15 protein-coding genes are annotated in these 15,178 nt (G+C 27.2%); all 15 read left to right on the forward strand.

The window, feature by feature from the left end:
• The first annotated feature begins 50 nt into the window (after positions 1 to 50).
• Positions 51 to 737, forward strand: a complete 687-nt coding sequence (locus Q4E08_RS01550) for a response regulator transcription factor (RefSeq protein ID WP_024614186.1) — start codon at positions 51 to 53, stop codon at positions 735 to 737.
• Positions 738 to 2,156, forward strand: a complete 1,419-nt coding sequence (locus Q4E08_RS01555) for a HAMP domain-containing sensor histidine kinase (RefSeq protein WP_303127426.1) — start codon at positions 738 to 740, stop codon at positions 2,154 to 2,156.
• 14 nt (positions 2,157 to 2,170) lie between these two features.
• The gene (locus Q4E08_RS01560; RefSeq protein WP_303127428.1) at positions 2,171 to 3,238 is read left to right on the forward strand and encodes a S1C family serine protease; all 1,068 of its coding nucleotides are present in this window, start codon (positions 2,171 to 2,173) and stop codon (positions 3,236 to 3,238) included.
• A gap of 196 nt (positions 3,239 to 3,434) precedes the next feature.
• On the forward strand, positions 3,435 to 4,010 hold the full coding sequence (gene pth / locus Q4E08_RS01565; RefSeq protein ID WP_303127431.1) for an aminoacyl-tRNA hydrolase: 576 nt from the start codon (positions 3,435 to 3,437) through the stop codon (positions 4,008 to 4,010).
• A 14-nt stretch (positions 4,011 to 4,024) separates the two neighbouring features.
• Positions 4,025 to 7,537 (forward strand): transcription-repair coupling factor, encoded by a 3,513-nt coding sequence (gene mfd / locus Q4E08_RS01570; RefSeq protein ID WP_303127435.1) that lies wholly within the window; start codon positions 4,025 to 4,027, stop codon positions 7,535 to 7,537.
• A 100-nt stretch (positions 7,538 to 7,637) separates the two neighbouring features.
• The gene (locus Q4E08_RS01575; RefSeq protein WP_303127437.1) at positions 7,638 to 8,672 is read left to right on the forward strand and encodes a peptidylprolyl isomerase; all 1,035 of its coding nucleotides are present in this window, start codon (positions 7,638 to 7,640) and stop codon (positions 8,670 to 8,672) included.
• Between the two features lie 138 nt (positions 8,673 to 8,810).
• Complete coding sequence (gene spoVT / locus Q4E08_RS01580; protein ID WP_303127439.1) at positions 8,811 to 9,362, forward strand: stage V sporulation protein T; 552 nt, start codon at positions 8,811 to 8,813, stop codon at positions 9,360 to 9,362.
• A gap of 101 nt (positions 9,363 to 9,463) precedes the next feature.
• Positions 9,464 to 10,999 carry a polysaccharide biosynthesis protein gene (locus Q4E08_RS01585; RefSeq protein ID WP_303127441.1) on the forward strand — a complete coding sequence of 512 codons (1,536 nt, stop codon included), beginning with the start codon at positions 9,464 to 9,466 and terminating at the stop codon, positions 10,997 to 10,999.
• A gap of 20 nt (positions 11,000 to 11,019) precedes the next feature.
• A complete protein-coding gene (gene mazG, locus Q4E08_RS01590) occupies positions 11,020 to 12,471 on the forward strand; it encodes a nucleoside triphosphate pyrophosphohydrolase (protein WP_303127443.1) in 1,452 nt (483 codons plus the stop codon).
• Positions 12,472 to 12,704: 233 nt separating this feature from the next.
• Positions 12,705 to 12,980, forward strand: a complete 276-nt coding sequence (locus Q4E08_RS01595) for an HU family DNA-binding protein (protein WP_024614195.1) — start codon at positions 12,705 to 12,707, stop codon at positions 12,978 to 12,980.
• Positions 12,981 to 13,076: 96 nt separating this feature from the next.
• Complete coding sequence (locus Q4E08_RS01600; protein WP_303127446.1) at positions 13,077 to 13,334, forward strand: RNA-binding S4 domain-containing protein; 258 nt, start codon at positions 13,077 to 13,079, stop codon at positions 13,332 to 13,334.
• A gap of 91 nt (positions 13,335 to 13,425) precedes the next feature.
• On the forward strand, positions 13,426 to 13,722 hold the full coding sequence (yabP, locus tag Q4E08_RS01605; protein WP_303127448.1) for a sporulation protein YabP: 297 nt from the start codon (positions 13,426 to 13,428) through the stop codon (positions 13,720 to 13,722).
• Positions 13,723 to 13,724: 2 nt separating this feature from the next.
• Positions 13,725 to 14,114 carry a spore cortex biosynthesis protein YabQ gene (gene yabQ, locus Q4E08_RS01610; RefSeq protein WP_303127451.1) on the forward strand — a complete coding sequence of 130 codons (390 nt, stop codon included), beginning with the start codon at positions 13,725 to 13,727 and terminating at the stop codon, positions 14,112 to 14,114.
• An 80-nt stretch (positions 14,115 to 14,194) separates the two neighbouring features.
• Positions 14,195 to 14,485, forward strand: coding sequence for a septum formation initiator family protein (locus tag Q4E08_RS01615; RefSeq protein WP_303127453.1), 291 nt, complete (start codon positions 14,195 to 14,197; stop codon positions 14,483 to 14,485).
• A 55-nt stretch (positions 14,486 to 14,540) separates the two neighbouring features.
• Positions 14,541 to 14,948, forward strand: a complete 408-nt coding sequence (locus Q4E08_RS01620) for a S1 domain-containing RNA-binding protein (protein WP_303127455.1) — start codon at positions 14,541 to 14,543, stop codon at positions 14,946 to 14,948.
• The last annotated feature ends 230 nt before the right edge of the window (positions 14,949 to 15,178 follow it).

Consider the following 15,178-nt stretch of genomic DNA (forward strand, 5'->3'; position numbering starts at 1 on the left):
TTAATTAAGCAATAAATATTTAATAAGTTAAAATGTGGAGGTATTAAGACATGGAAGGTGTTTTAGGTAAAGTATTAATAGTTGATGATGATGAAAATATTTGTGAAGTAATAAATATGTATGTAAAAAGTGCTGGATACGATACAAGAGTTGCACATAATGGTAAAGAAGCAGAAGAAATATTTTTAGACTATAAACCGGATATAGTTCTTTTAGACGTTATGATACCAAACATAGACGGAATAGATGTTTTAAAATGGATAAGAAAAGAAGGTACAACTCCAGTAATCATGCTTACAGCAAAAGGAGATACATTTGATAAGGTTTTAGCTTTAGAACTTGGTGCTGACGATTACATAGTTAAACCATTTGAACCAAAAGAATTACTTGCAAGAGTAAAAGCTGTAATGAGAAGATATACAGCAGATAATACAAATAAAGAAGTAATTCAATATAATGATTTAACAATAGATGCAAATTCATATAGAGTAATTTATAAGAATAATGAAATTAAAATGCCACCTAAAGAATTTGAACTATTATATTATTTAGCATGTAATAAAAATAGAGTTTTCACAAGAGAACAATTATTATGTGAAGTTTGGGGATATGATTATCCAGGAGACTCAAGAACTGTTGATGTTCACGTTAAGAGATTAAGAGAAAAGTTACATTCAGGAGATACTTGGCAAATTGAAACAGTTTGGGGGGTTGGCTATAAATTTGAGGTGAAATAGATGAAAAAGCACAGCTTAGCATATAGGCTTATAATAACATTCACATTAATAGTAGTAATCGCGCTTGTAATAGTAGCAGGAGTTTTATCTTTATGGATTAGACAAACTTATTTTGATCAAAAGAAAGAGCAATTAAATAGAGAAAGTAACATAATAGAAAGTGCAGCCATAGCTTATTTATCTTTGGATAAAAGTTCAAACTTAACAACGTTAAATAATGTAATGAACTTTGTAAGCAAAACTATAGATGCAGAAATATTAGTTACAGATAATCTAGGATATACATATGCTGTTTCTAATAGTGGATATGAAAATTATAAGTTTTCTAATGCAGGAATTCCTAAAGAAGATATGGATGTGTTGAAGCAAGGGAAGTCTATAGAATATGGAAATGTAAAAAGTGCATCTCAAAATAATTATGTATATTTAAAGCCTATTTTTAATAAAGATTATTTTAGCGGAGTAATAATAATGGTTATTCCGACTGATAGTATGTTATCTCCTATAATTAAAATAAATAAAATTATATGGATAACTGCTTTAATTGTAATAATTATTGGTGGTATATTTGTGTATTTTTACAGTAAAAAATCTTTAATAAAGCCTATAGATGAAATAACTGCAGCAGCAAGAAGAATATCTAAAGGTGGAGTTAATGAAAGACTTAATATTAATCAAAATAATGAAATAGGAGAACTTGCAGAATCATTTAATATAATGGCACAATCTCTTCAAACAGTTGATGATAATAGGAGAGCTTTTATATCAAATGTATCACATGAATTAAGATCACCTATAACCTCAATAAAAGGATTTATATCAGGAATATTAGATGGTGTAATTCCGAGAGATAAAGAAGGATATTATTTAAAAATTGTATATGAAGAAACTGATAGGTTATCAAGATTAATAAATGATTTGTTAGATATATCAGCTTTAGAATCAGGAAAAATAAAGCTTAATAAACAAGAAATTGATATAAGTAATATGTTAAGGTACACAATTACTAAATTTGAAAGTGCTATAAATAAAAAAGGATTAAATGTTGATGTTGTTTTAGAGCAGGAACATCAATATGTAATTGGAGATAATGATAAAATAACACAAGTAGTAACAAACTTAATAGATAATGCAATAAAATATTCTTATGAAAATGGTAATATAAGAATAAACACGAAATCCAAAGGTGATAGAGTGCTTGTGAGCATTTATAATGATGGTGAGTTATTAACTAAGGAGCAATTAATAAAGATTTGGGATAGATTCTATAAAGCAGATGTATCAAGAACTAACAAAGTAAGTACAGGGCTTGGATTATCTATAGTAAGGTTAATTCTTACAGAACATGGTGAAGATATTTGGGTCGAAAACTATAAAGATACTGGTGTTATGTTTACATTTACTTTAATCAAGAAATAATTTTGGTGATATTTATGAAGAATAAGAATGATAAGGGTAAAATAAATATAAAAAGTAAAAAAGTTGTTGTAACTAAGAAAAAAATTATTATAGCATTAGTAATAATATTAATTATAGTAATAACTACTTCACTATCAGTTGCATATGCTATGAATAGTATAAATAAAATTATTGATAAAAAGATTGAAAGTGTGTTAGAACAAAATAATTTAAGTGGAGTTATAAGCAAAGTTGCGCCATCTTTAGTAACTATAGGAGAAAATTATGATGATGCTACCTCATCAAAGGTATCTCAAAAAAATTCAACTGGAATAGTTGTTGATAGTGGTGGATTGATAATTACTTCTTATGAAAAGATTAAGGATTATAAAGAAATATTTATAGATATACCAGCAAAAGGAGTAAAACCGCTTAAGGGTACTTTAATTGGATATAATAAAGAGGCAGATATGGCATTAATAAAAATATCTGCAAATGGATTAACACCAATTTCATTAGCTAGTTCTAGCTCAGTAAAAGAAGGTGAAAGTGTCTATGCAATAGGAAATTCTTTAAGCAATAATTATATAGGTCTAATTACTTCAGGGATCATAACATCTACAAATCATAAAATTAAAATGAATGATGAATATTGTTCTATAATACAAACAAATGCTGTTATGAATGAAGAAAACTTTGGGGGAGTACTTTGTAACTCTAAAGGAGAATTAGTAGGCTTAAATAGTAGATACTTAACTCAAGAATTTAACAAAGATGGATTATATTTTGCATCTAGTATAGATATGATAAAAAAATCTTTAAATAGTATAATAAAAAAAGAAGATCTTATAGGAATACGTGGTGTTGAGGTAAATGTTAGCAATGAGTATAAAAAAGGTTTTTACATAAAAGATGTAATAACTGATAGTAATGCTCAAAAAGGTGGGCTTAAGCCAACAGACATAATATTAACTGCTAATGATACTAAAATTTTATCTTATGATGATTTGATAAAAGTACTTAAAGATGATAAGTATAAGGGTAATATAAAATTTAAGATACTAAGAAACGGTGAGATAGAAAAGATAACTATAAATCTATAATTTAAAAGGAGTATAGCGAGTGATTATAGTATAATCATAAGCTTACTCCTTTTAATATTTTTTTAATATATTTTGAAATTTATAGTACGCTTTTTTTATTATCAAAATTTAGTATAATATTTAATAGGTATTTGAATAAATAAATTTTTATTGTAGAAGATTATAAAATATAAGTAGTTTAGAAAGAGGAGATAAAATGTTCATAATAGTAGGACTTGGAAATATAGGTGAAAAGTACGAAAATACTAGACATAATATTGGTTTTGATAGTGTAGATTATATAGCTAATAAGTATAATATAGATATAAACAGGAAAAAATTTAAAGGGGTTTATGGAGAAGGATTTATTGAAGGAGAAAAGGTAATTTTAATTAAGCCTTCAACATTTATGAATTTAAGTGGAGAATGTGTCAGGGAAATACTTGATTTTTATAAACTTACAAATGAGGATATTATAGTTTTATATGATGATATAAGTTTAGATGTAGGTAAGATAAGAATAAGAGAAAAGGGAAGTGCTGGGGGACATAACGGAATAAAAAATATAATATCACATTTAGGCACTGATAAATTTTCAAGAATTAAAATAGGAGTGGGACAACCTAAAGGAGATTTAATAAATCATGTTTTAGGAAATTTTTCAAAAGAAGAAAGAGAAGTTTTAGAAGAAAGTTTAGATGTTACTAAGCTTGCTGTAGATGAAATAATAAAAAGTGATATAAGCTCAGCTATGAATAAATATAATGGATTTAAAGCTAAAAAAAGTATTTAAGGATGGTGTATAAAATGAGATTAGAGGGGTTAATGGAGCCCTTAATTGAAAGTAAAAAATTTAATGAAATAAAAGAAAATATAAATAATAAAAAGTTTCCATTAGGGATATATGGACTATCAGAATCTGGTAGAACATATTTAATGAATGCTATATTTGAAAGTTCTAATGAGTCTTTAGTTATAGTTACAAACAGTGATATAGAAGCAAAAAATTTATATGAAGACTTAAGTTTTTATACAACAGAAGTTTATTATTTCCCTGTAAGAGAGGTTGTTTTTTATAATATAGATGCTATCTCAGGTGATTTAAGATGGGCTAGACTTAAGGTAATAAAAGAAATATTAAATAAAAAGAAGAAAATAATAGTTACATCCATAGAATCTTTTGCAGCAAGCTATACTCCAAGAGAATATTATGAAAATCATAAAATAGAATTATCAATAAATAATGAAGTGGATTTTAATGATATAAATAGATTGCTTGTTGAAGGCGGGTATGAAAGAGTTGAAATGGTTGAAGGAAAAGGTGAGTTTGCTTTAAGAGGTGGAATTCTTGATGTATACCCTCCAGATTCAATTTATCCTTATAGAATAGAGTTATTTGGAGATGAAATAGATTCTATTAGAAGATTTAATGTGGAATCTCAAAGAAGTATAGATAAGGTTGATAAAGTTAGTATTTTTCCTGCTAAAGAAATAATAATAGATGATAATGTTATAGATTATGCTAAAAATACTTTAATAAAAGAGTTGAATAAAGCTTTAGAAAATAATAAAAATAAAGATAGTAAGGAAAAATTAAAAGAAATAATAAATAGAAACTTAGAATCTTTAATTCAAACTTCAAGTTTTGAAACTATAGATTCATATCTTCCATTTTTTTATGAAAACTTAGAAAGTTTATTTGATTATTTTAAAGGATATAATTTCGTGATTGATGATACAACAAGGTCTCTTGGAAAGTTAGAAGGTACTTATAGTGAATTTAGAGAAAACTTTTCAATGTTTCTTCAAAAGGGAAATATACTTCCTAAACATTCTGAATTACTTTTAGATTATAGTGAAGTTTTAGATAGGTTTGAGGAATGTAAATTAATAACTATGGATACCTTTAAAAAGGTTAGAGATATACTAAAGCCTCGTTCTATAATAAATATGTCTCAAATAACACTTCACAATTATCAAGGACAGTTAGATTTACTTATAGATGATATAAAAGATAAAAAGAGTAAAGGCTTTAAAAGCTTAATTCTTTCAGGAACAAGAACTAGAGGAGAAAGATTAGTAGAAACTTTAAGAGATAGAGAAATTGAAAGCGTTTATAAGGATAACGTTGATAAAATATCTTGTGGGGAAGTCGTAATTACTTTTGGAAATCTTCTTAAGGGATTTGAATTTCCTGATGAAAAGTTATGTGTAATATCAGATAAAGAAGTATTTGGGGAGGCGAAACGAAAAATCCCTAAAAAGAAAAAGGTTAAAAAGGGTATAGCTAAAATAAATTCATTTACTGAATTGAAAATAGGTGATTATGTAGTTCATGCAAATCACGGAGTTGGTGTTTATAAAGGAATTAAACAAATAGAAGTAGCGGGAAATAAGAGAGATTATTTGGATATAGTTTATCAAAAGGGCGATAAGCTATATGTTCCTGTTGACCAACTTGACCTTATACAAAAGTATATAGGAACTGAAGGAAAGACTCCTAAGGTAAATAAACTTGGTGGAACAGAGTGGCAAAAGGCTAAGAGTAAAGTTAAACAATCAATAAATGAAATAGCTAAAGATTTAGTGAAACTTTATGCAACTAGGGCTACTTTAAAAGGTTATAAATTTAGTAAAGACACAGAGTGGCAAAGACAATTTGAAGATGAGTTTCCTTATGAAGAAACACCAGATCAACTTACATCACTTTCAGAAATAAAAAGTGATATGGAATCTGTAAAATCAATGGATAGACTTCTTTGTGGAGATGTAGGATATGGAAAAACTGAAGTTGCTTTAAGGGCAGCATTTAAAGCTGTTATGGATGGAAAGCAAGTTGCATTTTTAGTACCAACAACTATACTTGCAGAACAACATTATAAGAATATGATTAAAAGATTTTCAGATTTTCCAATAAAAATTGATATGATAAGTAGATTTAGAACTGCAAAAGAACAAAAAGCTACGATACAAGCAGCAAAAGAAGGAAATGTTGATATATTAGTTGGAACTCATAAATTAGTAGCAAAAGATATTCAATTTAAAGACTTAGGTCTTTTAATAATAGATGAAGAGCAAAGGTTTGGAGTTAAACAAAAAGAAAAAATAAAAGAATTAAAGAAGAATGTTGATGTTCTTACATTAAGTGCAACACCAATACCAAGAACTCTTCATATGTCATTAACAGGTGCTCGTGATATTTCTGTAATAGAAACACCTCCTGAAGAAAGATATCCGGTTCAAACTTATGTTATAGAACAAAATGATCAACTTATAAGAGATGCTATACTTAGAGAAATGAACAGAGGAGGGCAAGTATTCTTTGTTTATAATCGTGTTGAAAGTATTGAAAGCATGGCAAATTATATAAAAGAATTAGTTCCAGAAAGTAAAGTAACGTTTGCCCATGGTAGAATGACAGAAAGACAACTAGAAAAAGAAATGATGGACTTTATGGATAAAAAGTATGATGTGTTAGTATGTACTACCATAATAGAAACTGGTATAGATATACCAAATGTAAATACTATAATAGTATTTGATGCAGATAAGATGGGGCTTTCACAATTATATCAATTAAGAGGTAGAGTTGGGAGATCTAATAAGATAGCTTATGCTTATCTTTTATATACTAAGGATAAAATATTAACAGAAGTAGCTGAAAAGAGGCTTAAGGCACTAAAGGATTTTACTGAACTTGGATCTGGATTTAAAATAGCTATGAGAGATTTAGAAATAAGAGGTGCCGGAAACATGATGGGTTCAGCTCAACATGGTCATATGGCTACTATAGGTTATGATTTATATTGTAGAATGCTTGAAGATACAATAAAAATTATAAAAGGTGAGATTACAAAAGAACCAGTTGAAACTACTGTTGATATTAAAGTTGATGCATATATTCCAGGAACGTTTATATCAGATGAAAATCAAAAGATTGAAGTTTATAAAAAAATTGCAGCTATTGAAAGTTATGAAGAATACATGGAAATTAAAGATGAATTAGAGGATAGATATTCAGATATTCCAGATTCAGTTTATAATTTAATGGATATAGCTTATATAAAGAGTAAAGCTAAGCAACTTAATATAGAAGAAATAAAAGAAACGCCAAAAGGAATATTCTTTAAATTTGAAGAAGGCGATAAAGAACATAAGGAAGTATTTAAAATATTAATAGATAAATATAAAGATAATGTAATACTTAAGTTTGGCAATATACCTGAATTTCAGTTCAAGCAAAATGGATTCAAGAAAGAGGAAATATTACCATTCTTTAAAAATATGTTAAATAACATATTAAAAGTAATAAATACTTAATTCTATATAATTGAACTTAATAAATAATATGTTATACTAAAAACAGTGAAATTTTAACAATTAGGTACTTTATAATAAATAGTAAAGCGAGGGAAAGTTAGTGGGTAGAATTAAAAGAATTGTAGCTTTAGGTTTAGTTGCAATATCAAGCATGGTATTTGCTGGATGTAACATGATACAAAAAACTCCTGAAGCAATAAAAAATGAAACCTTAGCAAAGGTTGGAGATCAAAAAATAACAAGAGGTGAAGTTGAAAAGGTTGTTGAAGGAAATGGATATTATCAACAATTAAAACAACAATATGGTGATAATTTACAAAATAATGAACAAGCAAAATCAATGTTATTACAATTACAAAAAAGTGCATTAGAAAGTCTTGTAGATCAAAAGGTTATGATTACTGAATCTGAAAAGAACAAATGGGTGTCAGATGAAGAAATAAATAAAAAAGTAGACTCTGAACTAAAAGAAATGAAAAAAGCTTATAAAACAGAAGAAGAATTTAAACAGGCTTATGAAGCAAGTGGCTATAAGGATGAAAATGAATTAAAAGAAAATTTAAAAGAACGTATTATAGTATTAAATGTTGTTGAAAATCATATATATAAAGACGTAAAAGTTACAGATGCTGATGTGAAGAAATATTATGATGAAAATAAAGCAACAACATATACAATAAAACCTGGTGCTGATGTATATCAAATAATAATAGCTGATGGAAAAGATGCTGAGAAGACTATAAAGAAGATAAGAGAAGATATAGTTTCAGGAAAAGCTAAATTTGCGGATATGGCAGCTAAATATAATATTGATGCAACAAAATCAACAGGTGGATCATTAGGTTATATAGATTATGATTCACAACAATATGATAAAACATTTATGGCTGCTATGAAGAAACTTAAAGATGGTGAAATATCACAACCTGTAAAAACACAGTTTGGATACCATTTAATAAAAGTAGAAAATGTTAAAAGCAAGGCAGAAGTAATACCATTTGATAAAGTAAAAGATTCAATTAAACAACAATTAGATCAAAGTAAAAAGAATAAAGCTTATACAGACACTCTTAAGAAGTGGAAAGATGAACTTGGAGTTAAAGTTTACGAAGATAAAATAGAACAAAAAAACTAAATGTTGTAAAAAGGACACCTAATTTTAGGTGTCCTTTTTGTTTAAATAATGGATATAAGTGCATAAAATTTCTATATAGTCAAATACTAATAATGTTACTAAATTTAACAGTATTTTATTAAGGAGGTTAAATATAAAATGAAAGCTACAGGAATTGTAAGACGTATAGATGATTTAGGTAGAGTAGTTATACCAAAAGAAATTAGAAGAACTTTAAGAATAAGAGAAGGAGATCCACTTGAGATATTTACAGATAGAGAAGGAGGAGTAATTCTTAAAAAATATTCACCAATTGGAGAACTTACAGATTTCTCAAAAGAATATGCTGAAAGCTTACAACAATCAATAGGTCATATAGTTTTAATAAGCGATAAGGACGCATTTATTTCAGCAAGTGGTGTACCTAAAAAGGATTATATAGATAGAAAAATAAGCAATGAACTTGAAGCAATAATGGATGCTAGAAAACCAGTTTTATTAGGAGAAGGAGGACAAAAATTAATTCCTTTACATAGTGATGAAGATACTTCAGAAATGACATCACAAGTTGTTGCGCCAATTATAGCTGAAGGAGATGCAATTGGTGCTGTAATAATTCTATCAAAAAAATCAGGTGAAACTTTAGGTGAATTAGAACTAAAATTATCTGAAACAGCAGCAGCATTTTTAGGAAAACAAATGGAACAATAAAAAACATATTATAAATTTAGTTAAAATAATGAATAAATAGTAATAATGCCTCTGAACTTACAATAATTATTATTAGTAAATCAAAAGTTTGGAGGTATTTTATGAAGAAACAATCCTTAATAAAGGGAAGTATAATATTAGGTACAGCAGGAATATTTGCAAGGTTTTTAGGTGTTTTTTTTAGATGGCCTCTTATTATGTTAATAGGAGATGAAGGAATGGCCTTTTATCAAATGTCATATCCTTTATATATGTTTTTTGTAGCTATAGCATCTGGAGTTCCGGTGGCTATATCTAAGATAGTTTCTGAAAATAATGCTATAGGAGATATAGAAGGCAGTTTTAAGGTTGTAAAAGAATCAACCTATATGATGCTTATATTGGGAGCAGGTACAAGCTTTTTCTTGTTTTTCTTTGCAGATTTCATAATAAAATTTGTTGAATGGGATCCTAAAGCTTATTATTCAATAATAGGAATATCATTTGCACCACTTATAATTTCAATAATGACAATATTTAGAGGATTTTTTCAAGGGCTTCAAAATATGACTCCATCAGCAGTATCACAAATATTAGAACAAGTTGGTAGAGTTATATTCGGTGTTGGACTAGCTGTATTATTTTTACCAAAAGGAATAGAATTTGCGGCAGGGGGTGCAGCATTTGGTGCAGCAGCAGGAGGTTTACTTGCAGGAGGATATTTATATATAAAATATATAAAAGTAAAAAAGCAATTTGGTATTAAAAAAGTAAAAAGTGATATAGACATAATGAGTAAAATATTAAAGATTGCAATTCCGATATCATTGGGAGCAACTGTTGGTACAATAATGAGTTTGATAGATTCTATATTCATACCACAAAAACTTTTAGAAGCTGGAATTATAAGAAGTGAAGCAAATATTTTATATGCACAACTTACAGGGAAAGCGTCTGTTATTGTAAATATACCAATGACATTATCTATGGCATTATCTATTTCTTTAATTCCTATAATTGCAGAAGAATTTATACTAAGGAGAAGAAAAAATGTGGAAAATAAGACTAACCTTGCAATTAAAATATCAACAGTAATAGCCATACCATGTATGTTTGGAATGTTTTTTATGGCAGAACCTATAATGAAACTTATATTTCCAGGAAGATTTGAAGGTTTTGAAATACTTAAATATTTATCTTTAACAATTCCATTTATAATATTAACTCAGACTACTACAGCAATCCTTCAAGGTGTTGGAAAATATATATTGCCAGTAGTAAATCTTTTTATAGGATGTTTAATAAAATTAATTTTAACTATAAAATTAGTTCCAATATCAGAATTAAATATATATGGTGCTGTTATAGCAAGTATAGCTGCATATATAACTACAACAGCATTAAATGTAATATTATTAAAGATAACTTTAAAAACTAGAATAGATATAATAAATAATGTAATAAAGCCAACATTAGCATCATTTATAATGTCTATATTAGTTTTAGTTTCATATGATAAAATATTAATTTATACAATGAGCAATGGTCTATCTTGCTTAATATCAGTATTTTTAGGTATTATAATATATATGGCCTTAATAGTTGTAATGAAAGTTTTTGATGTTAATGAGGTAAGAAACAGAATTTACAAAAAATAATAAAAAAGGAGAAATACCTAATGATTAAAATAGTTGGTTTAGGACCAGGAGCAAGTGATGCACTTACAGTAGGTGCTTTAAGAGTTTTAGAAGAAAGTAAAAACATATATTTTAGAACAGAAATTCATCCAACAGTTGATTTTATAAAGTCAAAAAATATAAAATTTAACACTTATGATCATTTTTATGATAGTAGTAAAAGTTTTGATGAAGTTTATAAAAATATAGCAGAAGATTTAATAAAAGTTTATAAAGAATTTGGCGATGTTGTTTATGCAGTACCAGGACACCCTTTAGTTGCAGAAAAGTCAGTATCAAACATTATGGAACTTTGTGATAAAGAAAATATAGAATATGAAATTTTGCCTGCAGTTAGTTTTGTCGATGCTATGATGGATAGATTAAAAATAGATCCTATAGAAGGACTAAAGATTATTGATGCATTTGATATAAATAATCAAATATTAGATAAGAGAATAGGAACTATAATAACACAAGTTTATAATCCTTTTATAGCATCAGAAGTTAAACTTAAGTTATTAGAATGTTATGATGATGAAACTGAAATAATTTATGTAAGAGCAGCAGGAATAGAAGGTCTTGAAAGTATAAGAAAAATACCAATATATGAGTTAGATATGCAAGAGGATATAGATTACTTAACTTCACTTTATATACCTAAAGATTTAAATAATAAAAAAGATATAAATGATTTAATTGCTCTTATAGATACATTAAGAGGAGATGATGGTTGTCCTTGGGATAGAGAACAAACTCATGAAAGCTTAAAAGACGCCATAGTTGAAGAAAGTTATGAAGTAAAAGATGCAATTGAAAAAGAAGATGATGATGCCTTAATAGAGGAATTAGGAGATGTTTTATTACATGTAATATTCCATTCATCAATAGGTAAAGAAGATGGATACTTTGATTTCAATGATGTAGTTTTAGGAATATATAATAAAATGATAGAAAGACATCCACATATATTTGGTGAAGAGAATATAGATACATCAAGTGAAGTAGAAAAAAGTTGGGATGAAATAAAAAAAGAAGAAAAAGGCTTTGAGACAGTTACACAGGAATTAGAAGGGGTAGCTAAAGCATTACCAGCTTTAATAAGAGCTCATAAGATACAAAATAAAGCAAGAAAAGTTGGTTTTGATTGGGATAATGTAGAGGATGCCTCAAAGAAGGTTATAGAAGAATTAAATGAAGTATTAGAAGTATATAATACTAAAGATAAGGATAGAATAACAGAAGAAGTAGGAGACTTACTATTTGCTTGCGTTAATGTTTCAAGATTTTTAGAGGTAAATGAAGAGGAAGCGTTAAATAAAACAATAGATAAGTTTATAAAAAGATTTAGTTATATAGAAAGTGCTGCGCTTAAAAATAATAAAACATTAAAAGAAATGACATTACAGGAAATGGATGAGCTTTGGAATGAAGCGAAAAAACAAGAATTATAAGTAATTTTAGAAGGAATTTTAAAGACTTTGTAGAATATATAATTCAATGAAATTCTATATTTCCAAGATAATGTATTTAATTTGCTTTTTTTTACAAAAATATATAAATATTTATTCATTGAGTGTAGACGAGAGTAAAAAGTAATAATATAATAAGATAATGTAAGTGTAGTACATAAAAGAATTAGTTACTACTATAAATATATAACTAGTTATTTAAGGAGGATGTAATTGTGAATAAAGCAGAATTAATTACTAGCATGGCTGAAAAGTCAAAGTTAACTAAAAAAGACGCAGAATTAGCTTTAAAAGCATTCATAGAAAGTGTTGAAGAAGCTTTAGAAAATGGAGAAAGAGTTCAATTAGTTGGATTCGGAACTTTCGAAACTAGAGAAAGAGCTGCTAGAGAAGGAAGAAACCCAAGAACTAAAGAAATAATCAAAATTCCAGCATCAACTGTTCCAGTATTCAAAGCTGGTAAAGAGTTTAAGGAAAAAGTTAATAAATAATTTTTTGAACCCGAGGAGACTCGGGTTCTTTTATAAATTAAAGCTTTATTGAATTATAATAATATTTTTAGGAATAATATTAAAGAAGGTGATTTTGTGAGATTAGATAAGTATTTAAAGGTTTCAAGATTAATAAAAAGAAGAACAATTGCAAAAGAAGCTTGCGAAGGTGGAAGAGTTTCTATAAATGGAAAAGTTGCAAAATCAGGAACCAAATTAAAGGAAGGCGACATAATAGAGATAACTTTTGCAAATAGAAGTTTAAAAGCTGAAGTCCTTAATTTGGCAGAGCATGTAAGAAAAGAAGATGCAAAAGATATGTATAGAATTTTAGATGGAGAAGAAATAGACTAATTTTATCTCTTTATAAGATATTAATTAAGAATATACATATGTATAAAAACATATATTTTTTAATAAGAATAATATCTTAAAGGAGAATAAAATGGAAAGAAAATCTGATTCTATAAATTTGTGTAAGAGTTTTATGACACTTGAAGATAGGAAGAAGCTTTCATTAACAGGTGTAGATGAAGTTTTAGGTTTTGATGAAGAAAAAATAATTTTAAATACTATACTTGGAAGGCTAAAAATAAATGGTCAAGGTCTAAAAATGAATAAACTAGATGTAAAAAATGGTGATGTAACTGTAGAGGGTTATATAAGTAGTATAATTTATCAAGGTAAAGCAAAAAAGAAACATAAAAAATTAAACATAAAAAAGCTTATAGGTAGGGAATAAAAATGCCTTTAGAGTTAGAAGTTCAGTTTGAGATTATAATATATGCTTTAGCTTCTGGAATTATATTAGGAGTTTTTTTTGATATATATAGATTAATAAGAGGAAATGATGGACATAAACTTATAATAGCAATACAAGATATATTATTTTGGTTATTATGTTCTATAATTATTTTTATTTTTTTGCTTTATACAAATTATGCTTTTTTAGGAACTTATGTATACTTGTGCATGGGTTTAGCTTTATTCATATACTTAAAACTTTTTAGTAAGATAGTTTTTAAGATTGAAAAAACTATTTTGTCTGGATTTAAAACTATTATAAGATGCAGTTACAAGACTTTTAGTTATCCTATTAGAATTATGTGGTCTAAGATTTTAAACAAAAACTAAATATAATTAAAAATAACTTGAATTAAAGGTTCAGAGTGTTTAAAATATATTTATAGAAGTTAAAAAATGAGGTACTATGGATGATAAAAAAGATAAAAGGGAAGAATTTAATAATATTATTGCTATGCCTTGTTTTTTTGTTTGGTTTTATTAGACAGGAAAGAGCTATTAAAAGAATAGAAAGTGAAATAGCAAATAAACAAACAGAATTAGAAACACTGAAAAAGAAAAACAAGCAACTTGAAGAAGAAGTTAAAAGCGCTAATTCTGATGAATATATTGAGACCTTAGCGAGAGAAAGGCTTAATATGGTTAAGCCTGGAGAAAAAATCGTAAATTATAAAAAAGAGGACTCAAAGACTAAAGATTAGGTTATTCAAAATAACATATATATATTTTATTTAATTAAGGAGGAGTCTTTTAAACATGACCTTAGAGGCAGGAAACATATTAGAGGGTACAGTGGTAAATATCACTAATTTCGGAGCTTTCGTAGAATTAGAAGGCGGAAAAACAGGTCTAGTTCATATATCAGAAGTAGCAGATTCTTTTGTAAAGGACATAAGACAACATTTAAAAGAACAAGATAAGGTAAAGGTTAAAGTTATCTCAATTGATGATAATGGTAAAATTAGCTTATCAATAAAACAAGCTGAACCAAAACAAAAAAAATCAGTTAGACCAGCTGAATTTGATTGGGCAGCAGAAAAGAAAAAGGTTTCTGGAAATTTTGAAGATAAAATGTCAAAATTTTTAAAAGACAGCGAAGAAAGAATGCAAGATGTTAAAAAGCATCAAGATTTCAGAAGTAAAAGTGGTAAAAAATCATTTTAAAAAGTAGATCATCATATAAATTTAATATATAAATCTATATAAGTAAAAAGCCGTAGATAAGAAAACTACAGGCTTTTTATTATATTAAAAATAAAATAAAATAAATTTCAAAAAAAATGTTGACAGTTATATAGCTATAATATATAATAACTATTGTCGTCAGGAAATGACAGAGAAAAACGCATGCCGAAGTGGCGGAACTGGCAGACGCACAGGACTTAAAATCCTGC

This window comes from Clostridium sp., assembly GCF_030532265.1.
GTDB lineage: Bacteria > Bacillota > Clostridia > Clostridiales > Clostridiaceae > Clostridium.

What these genes read in the sequence shown, in the direction of transcription:
- Q4E08_RS01550 (WP_024614186.1), top strand. Translation starts at nt 51, where the DNA reads ATGGAAGGTGTTTTAGGTAAAGTATTAATAGTTGATGATGATGAAAAT.
- Q4E08_RS01555 (WP_303127426.1), top strand. Translation starts at nt 738, where the DNA reads ATGAAAAAGCACAGCTTAGCATATAGGCTTATAATAACATTCACATTA.
- Q4E08_RS01560 (WP_303127428.1), top strand. Translation starts at nt 2,171, where the DNA reads ATGAAGAATAAGAATGATAAGGGTAAAATAAATATAAAAAGTAAAAAA.
- pth (WP_303127431.1), top strand. Translation starts at nt 3,435, where the DNA reads ATGTTCATAATAGTAGGACTTGGAAATATAGGTGAAAAGTACGAAAAT.
- mfd (WP_303127435.1), top strand. Translation starts at nt 4,025, where the DNA reads ATGAGATTAGAGGGGTTAATGGAGCCCTTAATTGAAAGTAAAAAATTT.
- spoVT (WP_303127439.1), top strand. Translation starts at nt 8,811, where the DNA reads ATGAAAGCTACAGGAATTGTAAGACGTATAGATGATTTAGGTAGAGTA.
- Q4E08_RS01585 (WP_303127441.1), top strand. Translation starts at nt 9,464, where the DNA reads ATGAAGAAACAATCCTTAATAAAGGGAAGTATAATATTAGGTACAGCA.
- mazG (WP_303127443.1), top strand. Translation starts at nt 11,020, where the DNA reads ATGATTAAAATAGTTGGTTTAGGACCAGGAGCAAGTGATGCACTTACA.
- yabP (WP_303127448.1), top strand. Translation starts at nt 13,426, where the DNA reads ATGGAAAGAAAATCTGATTCTATAAATTTGTGTAAGAGTTTTATGACA.
- yabQ (WP_303127451.1), top strand. Translation starts at nt 13,725, where the DNA reads ATGCCTTTAGAGTTAGAAGTTCAGTTTGAGATTATAATATATGCTTTA.
- Q4E08_RS01615 (WP_303127453.1), top strand. Translation starts at nt 14,195, where the DNA reads ATGATAAAAAAGATAAAAGGGAAGAATTTAATAATATTATTGCTATGC.
- Q4E08_RS01620 (WP_303127455.1), top strand. Translation starts at nt 14,541, where the DNA reads ATGACCTTAGAGGCAGGAAACATATTAGAGGGTACAGTGGTAAATATC.